This is a genomic window from Enterococcus sp. 6D12_DIV0197 (genome assembly GCF_002174385.1).
Taxonomy (GTDB): Bacteria; Bacillota; Bacilli; order Lactobacillales; family Enterococcaceae; genus Enterococcus_D; species Enterococcus_D casseliflavus.
Genome location: NZ_NIBN01000001.1, coordinates 2340351 through 2356593 on the forward strand (window position 1 = coordinate 2340351; position 16243 = coordinate 2356593).

General features: G+C 41.0%; 16 protein-coding genes and 1 pseudogene. 1 reads left to right on the top strand and 16 read right to left on the bottom strand.

Going from position 1 to position 16243, the window contains the following annotated elements:
• Positions 1–7: 7 nt before the first annotated feature.
• A complete protein-coding gene (locus A5867_RS10885; protein ID WP_212648503.1) occupies positions 8–979 on the bottom strand; it encodes an alpha/beta hydrolase in 972 nt (323 codons plus the stop codon).
• Between the two features lie 338 nt (positions 980–1317).
• Here A5867_RS10885 and A5867_RS10890 point away from each other — a divergent pair, with 338 nt between their 5' ends.
• On the top strand, positions 1318–2202 hold the full coding sequence (locus A5867_RS10890; RefSeq protein ID WP_010749621.1) for a LysR family transcriptional regulator: 885 nt from the start codon (positions 1318–1320) through the stop codon (positions 2200–2202).
• Between the two features lie 87 nt (positions 2203–2289).
• On the opposite strand, the gene A5867_RS10895 is transcribed toward A5867_RS10890, so the two are convergent.
• From A5867_RS10895 to A5867_RS10965, 15 genes and pseudogenes are all read right to left on the bottom strand, one after another.
• Positions 2290–2703, bottom strand: a complete 414-nt coding sequence (locus A5867_RS10895; RefSeq protein WP_087627591.1) for a VOC family protein — start codon at positions 2701–2703, stop codon at positions 2290–2292.
• 315 nt (positions 2704–3018) lie between these two features.
• Positions 3019–3477: a DUF3788 domain-containing protein gene (locus A5867_RS10900; RefSeq protein WP_087627592.1), complete on the bottom strand. Its 459-nt coding sequence runs from the start codon at positions 3475–3477 to the stop codon at positions 3019–3021.
• Between the two features lie 48 nt (positions 3478–3525).
• Positions 3526–3990: pseudogene (locus A5867_RS18320) on the bottom strand (hypothetical protein).
• 58 nt (positions 3991–4048) lie between these two features.
• Complete coding sequence (locus tag A5867_RS10910; protein WP_087627593.1) at positions 4049–4351, bottom strand: hypothetical protein; 303 nt, start codon at positions 4349–4351, stop codon at positions 4049–4051.
• A gap of 165 nt (positions 4352–4516) precedes the next feature.
• Positions 4517–4891: a hypothetical protein gene (locus tag A5867_RS10915; protein WP_087627594.1), complete on the bottom strand. Its 375-nt coding sequence runs from the start codon at positions 4889–4891 to the stop codon at positions 4517–4519.
• 269 nt (positions 4892–5160) lie between these two features.
• The gene (locus A5867_RS10920; RefSeq protein ID WP_087627595.1) at positions 5161–6144 is read right to left on the bottom strand and encodes a serine hydrolase; all 984 of its coding nucleotides are present in this window, start codon (positions 6142–6144) and stop codon (positions 5161–5163) included.
• Between the two features lie 141 nt (positions 6145–6285).
• Positions 6286–6837, bottom strand: a complete 552-nt coding sequence (locus A5867_RS10925; protein WP_087627596.1) for a CDP-alcohol phosphatidyltransferase family protein — start codon at positions 6835–6837, stop codon at positions 6286–6288.
• Positions 6838–6965: 128 nt separating this feature from the next.
• The gene (locus tag A5867_RS10930) at positions 6966–7658 is read right to left on the bottom strand and encodes a M23 family metallopeptidase (RefSeq protein ID WP_087627597.1); all 693 of its coding nucleotides are present in this window, start codon (positions 7656–7658) and stop codon (positions 6966–6968) included.
• A 323-nt stretch (positions 7659–7981) separates the two neighbouring features.
• A complete protein-coding gene (locus A5867_RS10935) occupies positions 7982–9955 on the bottom strand; it encodes an ABC transporter permease (protein WP_087627598.1) in 1974 nt (657 codons plus the stop codon).
• Positions 9956–9958: 3 nt separating this feature from the next.
• Positions 9959–10717 carry an ABC transporter ATP-binding protein gene (locus A5867_RS10940; RefSeq protein WP_087627599.1) on the bottom strand — a complete coding sequence of 253 codons (759 nt, stop codon included), beginning with the start codon at positions 10715–10717 and terminating at the stop codon, positions 9959–9961.
• A gap of 93 nt (positions 10718–10810) precedes the next feature.
• Positions 10811–11794, bottom strand: coding sequence for a sensor histidine kinase (locus tag A5867_RS10945; protein ID WP_087627600.1), 984 nt, complete (start codon positions 11792–11794; stop codon positions 10811–10813).
• Entirely contained in the window at positions 11787–12479 is a 693-nt protein-coding gene (locus A5867_RS10950) for a response regulator transcription factor (protein ID WP_016611088.1), read from the bottom strand. The genes A5867_RS10945 and A5867_RS10950 overlap by 8 nt, the downstream gene beginning before the upstream one ends.
• Positions 12480–12603: 124 nt before the next feature.
• Complete coding sequence (locus A5867_RS10955) at positions 12604–13419, bottom strand: prenyltransferase (RefSeq protein ID WP_087627601.1); 816 nt, start codon at positions 13417–13419, stop codon at positions 12604–12606.
• 332 nt (positions 13420–13751) lie between these two features.
• Positions 13752–14180, bottom strand: coding sequence for a VOC family protein (locus A5867_RS10960; protein WP_086332321.1), 429 nt, complete (start codon positions 14178–14180; stop codon positions 13752–13754).
• Between the two features lie 74 nt (positions 14181–14254).
• Positions 14255–15916: a phosphoenolpyruvate carboxykinase (ATP) gene (locus tag A5867_RS10965; RefSeq protein WP_087627602.1), complete on the bottom strand. Its 1662-nt coding sequence runs from the start codon at positions 15914–15916 to the stop codon at positions 14255–14257.
• Between the last annotated feature and the right edge of the window lie 327 nt (positions 15917–16243).

A 16243-nucleotide genomic window follows, 5' to 3' on the forward strand; every position in this document is an offset into this window, starting at 1 on the left:
TTGCTGTTTAATTCAAATGCTCTTGGAAGAATTCGGTCATTTGGTCAAAAGGAATCACCTCTGTTTGGTCGTATAGATCAACATGCGAAGCATTAGGAATGACTGTCAGCTCTTTGTTATCACCTTGCAATTGCTCAAAAGCGTCTTGACTGAAGTAAAGTGAGTGGGCTTCTTCTCCATGAAGCAATAAAACGGCGCTTTGGATCTCATCAATGTAAGACAAAAGTGGCATATTTAAGAATGACAGCGAAGACGTGACATTCCAACCATCATTAGAGTTCAAGGAACGTTCGTGGTAGCCTCGTTCTGTTTTGTAATAATCAAAGTAATCCTGCATAAAGACCGGCGCATCTTCTGGCAGTGTATCTGGTACCCCACCTGCTCGTTCGTAGCTGCCATTGGCAAAATCAACTGTACGTTGGGCGTTCAGCTGCTGGCGCAATTCATGGCGTCCTTCAGCCCCCATTTCATCAAAATACCCTTGAGCATTGACTCTCGACATGTCATACATGGTGGCAGAAACAGTCGCTTTCACACGGGTATCGATGGCTGCGGCATTCAAAGCTAGACCACCCCAGCCACAAATCCCGATCAAACCGATTCTTTCTTCATCTACGTTTTCTTGGACAGATAGAAAATCGACGGCTGCTTGAAAATCTTCTGTATTAATGTCTGGGGAAGCCACATAGCGTGGTTCGCCACCGCTTTCACCTGTATAGGACGGATCAAAAGCGATCGTAACAAAACCACGCTCTGCCATCGTTTGCGCATATAGACCAGATGTCTGCTCTTTGACTGCTCCCAAAGGTCCGCTAACGGCGATTGCTGGAAGTGGTCCTTGCGCATCAATTGGTTCATAAAGATCCGCAACTAAAGTGATCCCGTAACGATTCTGGAAAGTCACTTTTCGGTGATTCACCGTGTCACTTTCTGGGAAAACTTTATCCCATTCATCTGTCAATGAAACATTTTCTGTCATCGTTTCTCCTCCTGAGCTGGCATGCGGCTCTTCATTCGTCTCCTCATTATTGCTACTACAAGCACCTAAAACCAACGGTGCCAGCACAACTAAAGACACAAGGGCCTTCTTTTGCCATTTTTTTCATTTCATTCGCCTTCTTTCTCGGTCAACTATCCTGTACCTTAGGGCGATTCTCCAATGTTTCTCAACTGATCAAGGTGTGGATGATCGTTTTTTCTTGATCGCTTGAGCTATTTTTGGATAAACCTATTGTACTTGCAGCATCTTTCTATGTAAAATACTAATATCAAATATCCAACTATTCATATATAGCATAGAAAAAGGAGTATAGACCTATGGAATTAAAAAGTTTAACCACCTTTCTAACAGTTGCAGAAAAAGAAACGATTTCAGCTGCCGCAAAGCATCTGCATCTCTCGCAACCATCCCTGTCACGACAGTTAATGGAGTTAGAAAAAGAATTAGGTGTCACGCTGTTCACCAGAGGCAATCGCAAAATTACGCTGACGGAAGATGGCCTCTTGTTTCGTAAGCGGGCGGAAGAAATTGTAGAATTGTTAGAAAAGACCCGTTCTGAATTTTTGTCGCCTCGAGATACGATTACCGGTAACGTGTCGATCGGTGCTGGAGAAACCTACGTGATCCAGCTGTTGGGAAAAATCATCAAGGAGATTCAAGTTGAGTACCCTAACGTCAAATTTCATTTATTTAGTGGCAATGCTGACGAGGTCAAAGAACGGTTGGACAAAGGATTGTTGGATTTTGGCGTCGTGATCAGCCCCGTCGACGTCAAAAAATACCATTCCTTGCGCTTACCTGCCAGAGACACCTGGGGCGTCTTGATGCGAAAAGACAGTCCCCTTGCTAGTAACGAAGTCATCACACCAAAGGATCTCTGGGAGGTTCCCTTGATTACTTCACGACAAAGTCTGGTCAGCAGTGAGCTTTCTAAATGGTTGAAAAAAGACATGAACAAATTGACTGTCGTTGCCACGTATAATCTCGTGTACAATGCGTCAAAGTTGGTTGAAGAAGGCGTCGGCTATGCATTGACCCTCGACAAATTAATCAACTTCACCCCTGACAGTCCTTTATGCTTTAGAAAATTGAGTCCCACTCTTGAATCAGATCTTGCAGTCATTTGGAAGAACACCCAAGTTTTTTCAAAAGCCTCTGGACTTTTCTTGGAGCGGATGAAGGAACGCTTTATAGAGGAATGATTTCAAATAAAAAAAGATTTATCTCAAAACAATTATGAGATAAATCTTTCTTTACGTTTTTTCTGATTCTTTTTGAATGTGAACTCTTTAGACACCGCCATCCTCCAAGCTTAGCAAATTTCCTTCTGGATCGCGGAAATAGGCAATATGAAAAGCTTGGTCCCCTTCCCCCAAAACGGTTTTACTCACTTCAAACACTACACCAGCATTGTTCATTCTCGTATAATCTTCTTCAAAATCCGTGGTATGAAACGTTGCCGAAAGCGTATCAGATGAAATCCGATTATCCGAAATCGGATAGCCCTCCATTTGATCGATCACGGCATCCACTTGGAACATACCAAAAAAAGGCGCCTCCTCTTTCTTCGATGCAAAGCTTGTATAAGGACCTGACTCATCGCCATAAATTGGTACCAAGCCAACTTTTTCCGTATAAAAATGATAACACTTCTGATAGTCTCCTTTGACTTGAATGCAAGCTGTGATTCGTTGAATAGTCATTTGTCTTTTCTCCTTTTCCAATGTGTCTTCCATCAATCCAAAAGTAAATCAAGCATATTTTACCCATAATAGCATATTTAGCGAGTAAAATTTATTTCATTGTGAATTTTATCCGATAATCTAATCAAAATTAGTGTTGGTTTTCCCAATAGTTACTTATATTAAAACCCAATCAGATGAAAGGCGATAAACTTAGAGTCTTCTGATTGACTTTTACTTTTCTTAACCTAAAAAATGGGTAAACTATAACAAAGATTCCTTTTTGATAGATGTAATAAAATCAGACTATCCAAGTTAAATAAACATACTCTTACTTTATTTACTTTTTTTGAACACGATCAATTCGGTGATATCTTCAAAGAGTGATGGATTAGCGACATCAAAAATCACAGAAAAAAACTTCATTTTCGTGCCATTAGTTGGCGCCTTAAGAATGGTTTCCTTTGTCTCATCGCTGACTGGTAAAGACAATAACTGTGTTCGGACTTTCTCGCTAAAGTGAAAGGAGACTTTGAAGAAGCCCTCCCACATCGAGAGCCAAAAAATTGGTTTCACTTTATTCGTTCCACGAGTCGTTGTCCATTTGTATTCGCCTTTGGACAACCACGCTTTTCCATCTTGGTAATAGCGCCAATCCATAAGAGAGATGCCCTCATTTTCAAGGGTTTCGATAAAACGTTGATAAATGGCATATCCTTCACCCAGTGATTCAGCAATCAGCTGCTCAGTTGGTTTGACGTTTTTGTCTCGAAACAATTGCTTTTTGCCTTCCATCCTTCCACTCAACTCCTTTGCGCTCCGTTTTTTAAGGTTTTCGCTACGTTACAATTTGATTTTGTTGATATCATCTGTGATGACCCAATCATCCATATTTTTTTCACGATTGTACTGAAATGGTGTTATTTCTTCTAATTCAGCGATTTCATAGACCGCTAGATACTTTTTCCCTGCCCATCGATCGACTTGTTTTTTCGATAAAATCAGCTCTTTTTCATAGCGTTTTACAAAATCTATGGATTCTTCTTTCGTCATCTTTTAAGATTCAATCACGTTGGCAATGATGCCCCGATGAGTGATGGTCAAATCGCCGCCGGTCTCCACAAAATAAACAAGATCGTTGATTTTGGTTCTTCCTCCTAAAGGTGATTTTCTGCCGGCTGCCCCCCGAATGATCATTGTTTTGTCACCTTGAATCAGTTTCTCAAGCTCTTTGGCTTCCTTATTTAAATAGACCAAATGTTCTGCCCGACCGGCTTTTCCTTGATACCATTCTGCTGTCTTTGTCATAAGAATTTCCTCTTTTCATATGAATTGTTTTTTGCGCTGTTCATTCCATAGTGGCTAGTTATAGGAACGTTTTTTCAATGGTGTATAGGTGAGAGCTGCAACTGTTTCCATTGATGAATGAATAAAACTTTTGTGCAAAGGCATTAGGCGTGCCGCATCGGGCAAATGTTTCCGCATCTTCTTTCGTTTCGAACTTGGTGATGTCCGCCCAAGTTTCTCCATCTACGAATAATTCAAAAGAAAGGTATCCTCTTTGTTTGGAAATGTATTCTCGGTTTAATTGTTCAACAACACGAACAAATTCCGCTGTTGAGACGCCTTTTTTTAATTTGTACGAATTATGAAAAGCAACCTGTGCCATTGGGGCTTCCTCCTTTTAGATTCCTTCAAGAAATAGAGTGTTTAAAAAAAATACCAGTCCTCCATTCAACCGTTCAAATGACTTTTTTAACATCCGTTGTATTTCTACCCTGTCCTTTCTTAACAGTTGCAACAAAAAGTCCGTTCAGCAGGAGAGCACTTGGAATTAAAGCGAGCACTCAAGAACTTCCCCCAATAGCTTGTCGTGGGGAACGATCAAACATTTCTCGATTGCTTTCCAGTAACTTTCATACAACTTTTTTTGAGCTTTGCCATAATTTTCTTCGCTATCAAACTCCCAATAGTGAGCATATTTCACACATTTTATGACTCTCGTCAATGGATCTGGCAGGCGACCTTCCTTGATGGTCCTCATTTCTTTGATGTAATGGGTTCGTTTCATTAATCGAAAGAACAAGGCCCCCTCCATGGCCTTCATTGCCTCTGTTGCTTCCTGCATGACTGCTTCAAAGGTCTCAACACTACTGGGTTTCACTTGATAGATACTGATTTCTGAAAACACCCCGACCGCTCCTTTCACTTGTGATTTTCTTCTCAATTATAGTATACCAAGTTTACGTCGTTGATAGTTTGGTCATTTTATTCATTTCTCATTTATCTTCCGTTTATTATTGATTTAGCCTCCTACCTGCGGGATCAAATTGCTAAATTATAATTTCATAAAAGGCTAGCAGCCGAGCTTTATCAGTAGGTCACCTGCCTGCCATAGTCACAAAAGGGATCATTAAGCTTTCGCCTACAAAAAAAGCAATCAACTTTTGACAGCAGACTGCTTTTTCTTAACGCTCATTAGTGCAAAAGGAACGGTTTTAGCTCTGTCTCGATAAAGTCGATGCGATCAAAGACAGTTGGCTTAAAATACGCCGTAATGGCGATAACAGTCTCTGATTCGGGATCAATATAAAGGACATTTCCGCTATTGCCGATGGCGGCATAGGTGCTTTTCTCAGCATCCAAGATCCACCATAAATACCCATAACTCATATTTTGAAATTTCTCTATGTTTGTCTCTAGCGGATTGACCATTTCAGTGAGCCATTGTGAAGAAACCACTTGTTGTCCTTGATGGATGCCTTGGTTCAAGCATAGCTCACCGATTTTGGCTAAATCTTTTGCTGAAAGACAAAGCCCGTAACCTGCAGTGCCAATATTTAAAGGATCGCAAAACCAAACCGGATTTTTTGGTGCCTTGCTCATCGTAAAGTGCTTATGCTCTTGTGCCGTTTCCGCATAATAATTGGTCAGTTCGGCTACAACAAGAGGTCGAAATAAATAATGGTTCGCATAATCAACGGTCGTCATTCCAGAAGCTTTCGCTAACAAACCAGTGAGGATCTGCAGACAAACGGTTTGATAATTGAATTCATTTGTCACTCCTTTTCTTCCTCCCAATAAATCAAGCGAGGCGCTGGTCCAGTCGTCACTCGAACAAACGTTTGTCCATGGATCATCTTTGCATTTATACGGGGCTCGCATCGTTAATAGGTGTTTGATCGTAATATCCTGAATCGTTTTTTCGCCCCGTTTTACTTGATAGTCTGGAAAATAATCGAGTACTTTGTCATTGACACTTCGGATGACACCTTGATCGATCGCTATCCCAACTAGTAGAGAAACGATACTTTTCGTAGCGGACATAAGGTGGCAAGTATCCTCTGGCTTATACTCATGCCATTCATCCGAGTAAACTTCCTTTCCATTTTGGTAGGCAGCAATTTGGCAAATATTAGGCTGTTTTTTACTGATACATGCATGCAGTTCTTGTCTATTCATTTGTGAAGCCTCCCTTCAAAGATAAGCATAATACCATTAAAAATTGTTTTCAATGTTATTTTTAAAATTGTTTTTGAAGGGTCTTTTAAAAGACTATTAGCGATGAATACGCAAAAAAAGGCCCTCAATGATAGAGGTGCCTTACTTAAAACTTTCGAATATCGATTTTTGATTTCTATCCAGATTTTTTGAGAGGATCGTTATCAGCAATTCTTCTAATGCCGAAACAGTGGCGATGGTCTCCAAAAACAAGACAACAATTTTTGCATGACTCACCATGAGCAGCAATGGGAAACTACCCAAAAGAAAACCGACTGCTTTGTTGAGCCATGTATGCAGACTACTAAAAGACCGATATTTTACATAGCCAATCAGATAACTGACAAAACGAATCATAGCAATCACTAGTAGCCAGACCCAAAGTGTATGAGCCGCCAACAGCTGTGGTAGAAAAGAAAGAAAAACAGCGAGAAAAAAGCTTACATCTGCGAAACTGTCTAGTAAGGCACCCACCTCACTCGTAAGATTCATCCTTCTTGCAAGCAGCCCATCGACGAGGTCGCTTAAAAAACAATAGGAATAGAGCAGCCAAAACCAGCCTGACATTGGCTGAAGGAATAGTAAAAGTGGTGCGAGAATCAGTCGAGAAGTGGTAAGGATATTGGGTAAATAATTCATTTGTACTCCCTGCATTTCATTTTCTTCACAAATTTTGAAAGCCTAAGATTATTTTACGTGCATAAAAGAAGTCCAAAGACTTTTAAACGTTTTTTCTTTTGAGCGTCCTACAAGCCCTGATGCGAATGTTTCAAAACTGGCTCTTAGTATTCCTTCAACAATCGTATCCGATCCGTACTTCCTGGTATCCGATTCTGCACCTTTGTCCACCCCCCTGCTTGGTATACTTCATATTCTTGAAAGCGGCAAGGAAGACCTTTTGCATGGGCGATATCACTTGTGTCCATCACTTGAAAATGCAGATGAGGCGAAGTCGAATTTCCTGAATGGCCAACGTTTCCGATCACCATCCCTTTGGTGATATTTTGTCCTACGGAAACAGTGACAGATCCTTTTTGCAGATGAACAAATGCCATATAAACGCCCTCAGAAGCTTTTATCACAATGTAGTTGCCAGCTATTTGTTGATAATCATCTTTTTGTTCATTAAAAAACAAACCATTTTTTACAGCGATCGAAAAATCTCTGATCCAGTGAACGATTTTCCGTTCCCGATAGCCATCTCTTGCAACAATTACTTCGCCATCACAAGGCGCATAGATTTTTTCGCCCCAACAATAACAGCTCTCCAGCGGAACCCCTAAGAAGAAATAGCGCAGAAAGCTTCGATTATGAAAAGCTTTGGTTTTCCCCTCAAAATTAACTTGTAAAAAATCAAAGGCATAACGCAACCCCATTCGATCGGTACCATGGCTAGGAATCTTCTCAGCTGGTGTAGTCGGCGCAAGCCACTCACCTCTTAAGGGGAATCCAATGGTTATCGGCTGCTCTTTCATAAGGCTTTCTCCTTTTTGGATCACATGATCTCTTTTATTTTGAAATGACTATCAATCGCGCGGCACTCTATACCCGTGCTTTACTCCTTTTCACTATAGGTCACCTAAGGATTTTTTTCAACTCTAAAAAAGTGGGCTAACGGGCGTGCCTATCAAAAAAACACCTCAATCATGTAGTGATTCCAAACTGTTAGACCAAAAATTCTAACTTTTGAGCGTCGCTTCATGGATGAGGTGTTCTTACATTTTATTTTTTTGTAGCTCTTGGCGGTGACGACTAATCCATCTAGTTATCGTCTGACAAAATAGCATTTGTCCCCCCGCTACTGTTTGCGCTCCACCAATCGATAGTAGACTCTTGCGGTGATGAAATACACCAGTAGATAAATCATTGTAAACAATAGGACAGAAATAATCGTTACCGTGATCAATAAGTTACGATCCGTCAGACCAAAAAGAATCAGTAATTTTCGAATCATTGGTAAAGCAAACGCCAAATGGATGATCGCTGCCATCAAAGGAAATGAGAAGATCATCAAAACTTGCTGCTGGATCACTTGCTTGACTTCCTTATGGCTTAACCCAACTTTTTGCAAGATCTCGAAACGTTCTTTGTCCTCCATCCCTTCGGAAACTTGTTTATAATAAATGATCAATGCAGCAGCTAAAATAAAGATCACACCAAAAATCAAGCCTAAGAAGAAGAAGCCGCCGGTAAAGGTTTTTGTCTCAACTTCAAAAAGATCTTTTGACTCAACGCTCGCCTGAATATCTGCTGCTAGAAGTTCACTACGAATCTCTTTTGCGATGGCTTCGCGATCGCTTGCTTCTGCTGCTTGAAAATTAAAGACTGTTGTTGTCACTGGTTGCTGGTAAAGTTGAAACTCTTCGTTTTGATACCAAGAGCTTAGCTTTTCGGAAAGCCACTGATCATCCGCCACGAGAACAAGATGCTGAACCGGGTTTTCTGCTTTCGTGAATGTTGGCAGTTCTTTCAATTCCCGCAAGCGAAATTGACGATCATCGATCGTCGTCTTTTCTGGTAATGCTTGATGCGTCCATGTGGCAGGAAAAACGAAAAGTTCGTCGTCGGCGGGTCCTGTTTTCCCGGTGATTTCATGGTATTCAGAACTGGTAAGAAAAATAAGATACACGGATTTATCTAAAATACCGCTATTTTCTTCAAAAGTGGTTGAGGGAACAAAATTTGGTTCCTCAAAGGTAAAAAGCAACGGTCTTGTTGTAGTGACTTGCTGGCGCTCTTTGATCGTTAGCTTCGCTTCAAGTCCATTAATTGCTGTGTTGATTTGCTGGGAATCAGCCGCTGACTCAATTTGAACATCGTAAGGAAAACGGGTTTCGATCACATTCTTTTGTCCAAAATAAAGACTGGCGGTCGTAGCAACGGTCACTAACACCATCGTTGATAAAATACAAATACTCGCTAAACCAGCCGCATTTTGCTTCATCCGATACAACATGGTAGAGACATTGATAAAATGGGTCGTTTGATAATAATAGGTCGTTCGTTTTCTTAAAAACTGCAATGCTTTGATACTGCCCGCAATAAACAACAAATAGGTAGCCAAGATTACGAGGACGACGGCGACAAAGAACAGGCCTAATGCACTGATAGGAGATTTGATCGTCACAGAGATCGTATAGCCCGCCACTAAACAAAGGACACCTAATAGTGCCAAAATACCTTTTGCTCGTGGTTCTTTTTCATTTCGCTTGCTTCCCTGCAGTAATTGAAGTGGATTGGTTTTGCGTACTTGCAGTATGTCAAATAAAAATAAACAACCAAAGACGAACATAAAATACAGGATCACCAAGCCAATACTCTCAAATGACAGTTTGAAGACAAAGAACTCGCCTACGGCTAAGATTTTCTTCAGTATCAAAAATCCTAATCGTGCAAACAATAAGCCACTGATCAGTCCGGCGGCAAGACTAATGAGAAAACTGTAAAAGAGTTCCCAAAAGACCACGAAGGCTATCTCACGTTTTCCTAGTCCTAAAACATTGTAGAGACCAAATTCTTTTTTTCGCTGTTTGATCAAAAAGTTATTGGTGTAAAAGGAAAAGATCGCCGCAAAAATCATGAGGATGATATTTCCTAAACGAAACATGAAGATGGCGCTTTGACTACTAGGAAGTTCCTTCATTCCTGGATTGTTCACGATGATTTGCGTCATCATCAAAACAGCCACCAAGAAACTCATAGATAATAAAAAGGGTGTGTAAGCTTTGGCATTTTTACGCAAATTGGAGAAGGCGATTTTTTGAAAGAACATTGGTTACTCCTCCTTTGCAAAGACAGCAGTCATTGTTTCGGCTATTGCTTCTAGAAAAGCGGTATTGCTGCGATCCCCTCGATACAGCTGGTGAAACACATACCCGTCTTTGATAAACAAGACGCGTTGTGCGCGACTGGCTGCGATCGAACTGTGAGTGACCATCACGATCGTCTGTCCATTTTGATTGATCTGTTGAAATAATGTCAGTAATTGATCAGAGGTTTTCGAATCCAGCGCTCCGGTTGGCTCATCTGCTAATAGCAGTTCCGGTTTTGTGATGATTGCTCGTGCGACAGCAACTCGTTGTTTTTGTCCGCCAGACAATTCATACGGATAGTGCTGCAATAAATCGGCGATCCCTAAAGTTTGTACGATAGGCTGAAGCTGCTTTTCCATTTGTTTGACGGAAACTTTTGATAAAACTAATGGCAATAAAATATTGTCTTTTACCGAAAAGGTGTCCAATAAATTAAAGTCTTGAAAAACAAAGCCTAAGTGATCCCGTCGAAAACTCGCTGCGTCTTTTTCTTTGATCGTGGTCAGATCGATGCCATTCAGCTGCATTTCACCCGCTGTTGGTTGGTCTAACGTCGCCATCAAGTTCAGCAACGTACTCTTTCCCGAACCTGATTCCCCCATGATAGCGACATATTCCCCTTTTTCTACCATAAAGGTAATATTTTTCAACGCTTCAACGGGTTGTCCGTTCAGCTGGCTTTGATAGATTTTTTTTACTTGTTGAATGTTTAAAAGTGTCATCTTGTTCCCTCCTTCCTTTTTAGAATAAGCTGACTGGCAGAAAAAAGCGACTTACAATAAAAACCGCAAACTTACAGTGTTGAAAGTTTGCGGCTATCGGTTATTTGTGGTGGGAAAATGAAGTGTGACGATGGTTCCCTGTCCTACTTCAGAGTCAATCGCTAAACGGCAGCCGATTTTTTCAGCCGCTTGTTGACTCATATATAAGCCTAGCCCGCTCGCTCGTTGCTGAAAGCGACCATTTTGTCCCGTATATCCTTTCTCAAACACCCTTGGCAAGTCTTCCTTACGAATACCAATGCCGCTATCTTGAATCACTAAGGCATTGTCTTTAGTGAAAACATTAATGCCACCGGTTTCAGTATACTTCAAGCTGTTGAAAAGAACCTGTTCAAAAATAAAAATGAGCCACTTTCGATCAGATGTCACCGTCAAATCCACTGCCATATCCAGTTGCAGATTCTTTTTCGAGAAAAACAAGGCATACTTTTTGATTGTTTGACGAACAAGGGGCTCTAAAGCAATCGACTCAAAGACAAAATCATCATTCGCTAAATTTTGTCGCAAATAATTCAACATCATTTGCAAGTAATCGTTCACCTTAAATAATTCCGCTTTGACCTCCGTCGGTGACAACGAATCGCTTTGGACCAAAAGATCCAGCGCAGCTAGAGGCGTTTTGATTTGATGAAGCCACAAGCCGAAATCTTCATAAATTTCTTCATTTTTTAACGCTGCCTTGTAATCAGAAGTGGTTTTTTCTCTTGCCAATTGTTTAAGAAGGGCTTGGTATTCGTCTTCTAAACGATTTCGAGTGGCAGGCAAGAACGCCAACGCCGCTTCCGTCATACGTTCTTTTCTTAATAAATGCTGCAGCTGCTTTCTTTTTTGTGCGTAACGAAAATAATGAAAAAGGGAAAGTCCCCCTAAGATCACCCCTGAAAAGACCACATAGTCAATGAAGGGCTCCAACGAAAGGCTGTGGAGAAAGAATAGCCCAAATAGGCCCGCACTAAACAGCAGGTAAACGAGATAAAACTTTCCATAAAGGACGAAATATTCTTTCACGTTAGTCATAGGCGTGTTCCTTTTCTATCAAATACCCTTTATTCTTTACCGTCTGGATCAAATCGGATAGTTCGATCTGGCTTAATTTTTTTCGCAAGCGGGTCATATTGACCGCTAATGTGTTATTATCGATGAATTCTTCACTATTCCAGAGCATTTCAATGATGGTCTCTTTGGCTACGATCTTCCCTCGATGCTGCAAAAGCAAGGAAAGAATCCGAGCTTCATTTGGAGACAGTGGCAACTGTTCCCCCTGTTTTTTTAATACATTTTCTGTGGGATAAAAGGTTACTTGCCCTATCTCAAAGGTCAGCGCTTGTTGGTGGCTATACTGATAGCTCCGCCGCAGCAATGCTTGGATTTTTGCCAAAACGAAGGCTAAATCAAAGGGTTTTGTTAAATAATCATCTGCTCCCATGTTCATCGCCATGATCTGATTCATCTGTTGATCCATCGACGAAAGGAAAATGATCGGCACTTCTGACGTCTTGCGAATTTCTTGGCACCAATGATACCCGTTGTAATAAGGCAGCGAAATATCTAAAAGAACGAGATCCGGTTTGATCTCATGAAACTCTTGCAAGATGCTAGCAAAATTCTTCGCGGAAACACATTCGTACCCCCATTGCTGCAAATATTCTGCTAGAACAGAGACGATCGTTGCATCATCTTCAACAAGATATATTTTTTGCATGTCTTTCTCCTCTCTGTTGATTAATCACTTGCTTCTTTACAGACAGTGTACCAGAAAAGAAAAAGAATCGTCTAGATGGGGGGAACCTTTCAAAGGGCTGTTTTTTTCCTCAATCCTCTGCCAATCAAGCAAGAATTTCTTGGTAACGCTGTGTGGCAAAGGGACTGATATGCCCTTTTTGGCAAAAATTCAGTTTCCCCAGTTTGGGTACGACCCGTTCTACGATGACATTGCCATTTTGAACTTTCGATTCAAACTGCTGCAAAGCCTCCAAAAATCGTGCGTCTTTTCTGGCAGAAGGATAAAAAGACAAGACATACAGATAATAAAAAAGATTGTATCCTCTAAAGGGATATTCTGTCTGCATAAATAATGTACCCATCCCATAATGACAGGGACTGATTGGCTGACGGATCTCCCAATGAGCAAGCAAAAATTCGCTTGCTTGCTTAAGCGTTTCCATTTGTTCACGATCATGAGTATAGCGAAAAGCATCAAGGACCGTTAATGTCGTCATCGGGGTTGAATAGCGGGTCTCCGGGCCGCGACCAAAACTGTATTTATTGCACTTCCAGCCGCCATCTGTTTCCTGAGTAGCAAGAAAATAGTGAAAGGTCTGTTGTAGCCGCGGGTCCCTTGCGTAACCAAGAGCACACAGCGTTCGCAAAGCCAGCGCTGTATGACAGGGATAAATCCCCCCTGATGGCGAAATTTTAAATCTGCCATCTTCTCTCCATCCTTGAAAGATCAATGCAGCGGTCTCTTTTAATAAGTTCTCCTCAGGCGACATACCAAGTTCAAGCAAATAATGAGGACACTCTAAGGTTGTAAAGGGTGCTCCTTTCAGTAATTTATGGTCTGGCGTCGACCATAAATCGGCGCCATGATCATATTGACGGGAAATGATCGCTTCGATATCTTGCTGAACCGTCTGATCCATATTGTTCCTCCTCCATTTCTTAAGTGCCCTGCAATCAACGCAACAACCCCTTATTGACCCACAGTGCAACAGCTTCTAGAATGATAAAATCGACGTTTTTCAACACATGAGTTAGATTTTTGTATTCGAATTGTCCAAATAAATTTTAGGAACCAACGAGTTTTTCAGGATGGACGTACTTAAAACAAGAGTGTTCAGATTTTCCTGATGACAGGTTCTAAAAAAGTTTCTCTCTAAACTCGCCTGATTATGCTAGCCCCTTAATGAAAGATCACCTTAATAAGAACGCGCTCACGCAATAATTTAATGCCACACTCTTTTAGTTAAAGGAATCAGGCATAATGAAATAGCTCAAAACGAATGCCTTCTGGGCTTTCAAAGAATAAGGCATAGTAGTTAGGAGCGATGCGCTCTTTGTACTCCATTGGTCGATCGTGAAGGATCTTTACCCCTAAGGTTTTTATTTTGGGAAAGATCGCATCTACTACTTCGCGGCTTTCCGCCTTAAACGCCATGTGCTGAACCGAGCCAGGTTTTCTTGAATCGATTTTCTCCTTCTTCCATTCTTTTCGTGGGGAACAAATACCGAAATCAAATGAATCCCCTATATATTCTACTACTTCCATCTCGGCATGTTCTAAATACCCAGAATATTTCTTCTGAAGGTCGAAACCTAATAGTGCAAATAATTGATCATAAAAACCTTCTGCTTTTTTTACATCATTGACTGTGATTTGGATATGGTGAAACTGAATGTTCATAATCGCTCCTTTCTGGCTAACAAAGTAAGTGTTTCAGGAAGAAAAGCCGCTTGCGGAAGTTTGATTCAATGGAATTAGCTAGGAAACTCATTTAATGTAGAAATCACATTTTCCATTGCCTTTGCTACCTCTTTAGGCAACTTATTATAGCCATCATTTTCTGTTTCTTGAGCCAAAATAAAGTCCAGCCGTCCTTGCATCCGCTCTCTTAAATGAGAAACATAGGAGGCATCTTGAAAATCGACTTTAAAGCCTGTTACTGGCAGGAAACTCATTTCGGTGATCCCACCGAAATTTTTAAATTCAGCCTCGCCTTCCACAATTTTTTCAATCGATGTTAGTGTGACTTCAGGCGTGACTTTCTTGCCTTTGTAAAAGCCTGTATTTAGAATGTAACAAGCCGTTTGGTTTTCTTTAAACAAGTGCATGAAATGGGCAAAATCTTCCCCTAAAGGATAGACCCTAAATGGATTGGCATAAGGTTCGATGACCAGTTTATCTATATCCGTGGTCTCGACAATATGTTCAGCTGTCGTGCGCTTCGTAGCTAAGGTCAAACCAAAAACAGCGGCTAAAATCGGATCGTCAATTTTTACTACAGGAGGTAGCGTGTCATCTTTCATGATCCAAAATACTGCATCGATCGGCGAATCTAAATGATCCACCCGGTTAGGTGTGACATACCGTGATTTGACGGTTCGACCATTCCCGTTACGAATATCTTGGGTCACAAGCACCTTCTTTCCTTCCTCGTCTAAAGTAACCCCAACATTTTGACAGGTGATAAAGTAGCGGACATTTGGGTTGGTTAATGGATAATCCTGCGTTTTATCAAAATAAGAAGGCTCCAGAGCAGTGGACGCACCGTTTGTTTGATTGATCACAAACGCATCGTCATGCAGAACCTTGATATCATATTTGCCATCATGTTCTGCCAATGTAATGGTCGATTTTCCTGATCCTGAAAGACCAAAAGCAGCCATCGTAAATGTTCGATTCGGTAGCTGATATTGCTTCATTCCTCCATGACACGCCACAAAGCCATTGCGATGCGCGGTAGCCCAAGCCAAAGTTAATGTCGCTTTTTTCAATTCACCAAAATAGTTTAAGCCTAAGACTGCCGCAACATTGTGTTCAGGATCAAAAAGAGACAGCCCATAAGGAAAATCAGGATGAGACCAATCTGGATCAGCGTACAAAAAAATGTCCGTCTCTGGATATTCTTTGGAACGTTGGTACCTTTCCTCCCATGATTTCGTCATCAATTGAAAATTCAACAAATAAGAGTAAAAATTGGTTTCATAGTGCTCTGGTAACAACAGGTGTGCTTTGACCATAAACGCTTCGTCTAATCCTACAACAACTTCACCGCCATAAAATTGCTTGCGGGTTCCTTGGTACAAGGCATCTCGCAAAATGTCTTCATATAATTCTCGCTGGATTCCAGGATGTCCGATAATGCGTCGAGCTGCCGCTGTCCGTCCAACAACTTTTCCGTCATTAAACACGATGACTTTTGCATCCTCTGGTAGTCCTAACTCCTTGGTGTGTATTACCGGCATATCCGTAAGAATAGCGCCAGAAGATTCTTTTGCTAAGTGATAGGCAGTGGCTAGATCATCAATCCAAGTGACATTGTTCCCATAAAAAGCTGACTCTATCAACACTTTAAAACTCGATAAATGTGTATTTTGCGGTGTAATCTCTTTGTGCGAAAATGCACGAATCGTTGCCATGTGCAATCCCTCCTAACAAAAATTTTCTATTCACTACGTTTATTATAATACTTTCTAATCACGCCACGCCATATTTTTATACACATTAACTATAAATTGCTGACAAACCATTTTGTTAAAGGATTTGGCTGTCTGCATATTTGTAGCTTCCCTGCTTTTTGCATTGATTTTGTCCCCGCTCATCAATAGTGAGAAAGAACAAAAAAACTGGAACAAAAAAGAATGTCTTTCTGTTCCAGTTTCTGGTTTTATATTTCATCCATTCTAAACGTCACAATCGACGTAATTAGATAGACAGATGGGTTTTAGTTGCTTATTTCTCAATTG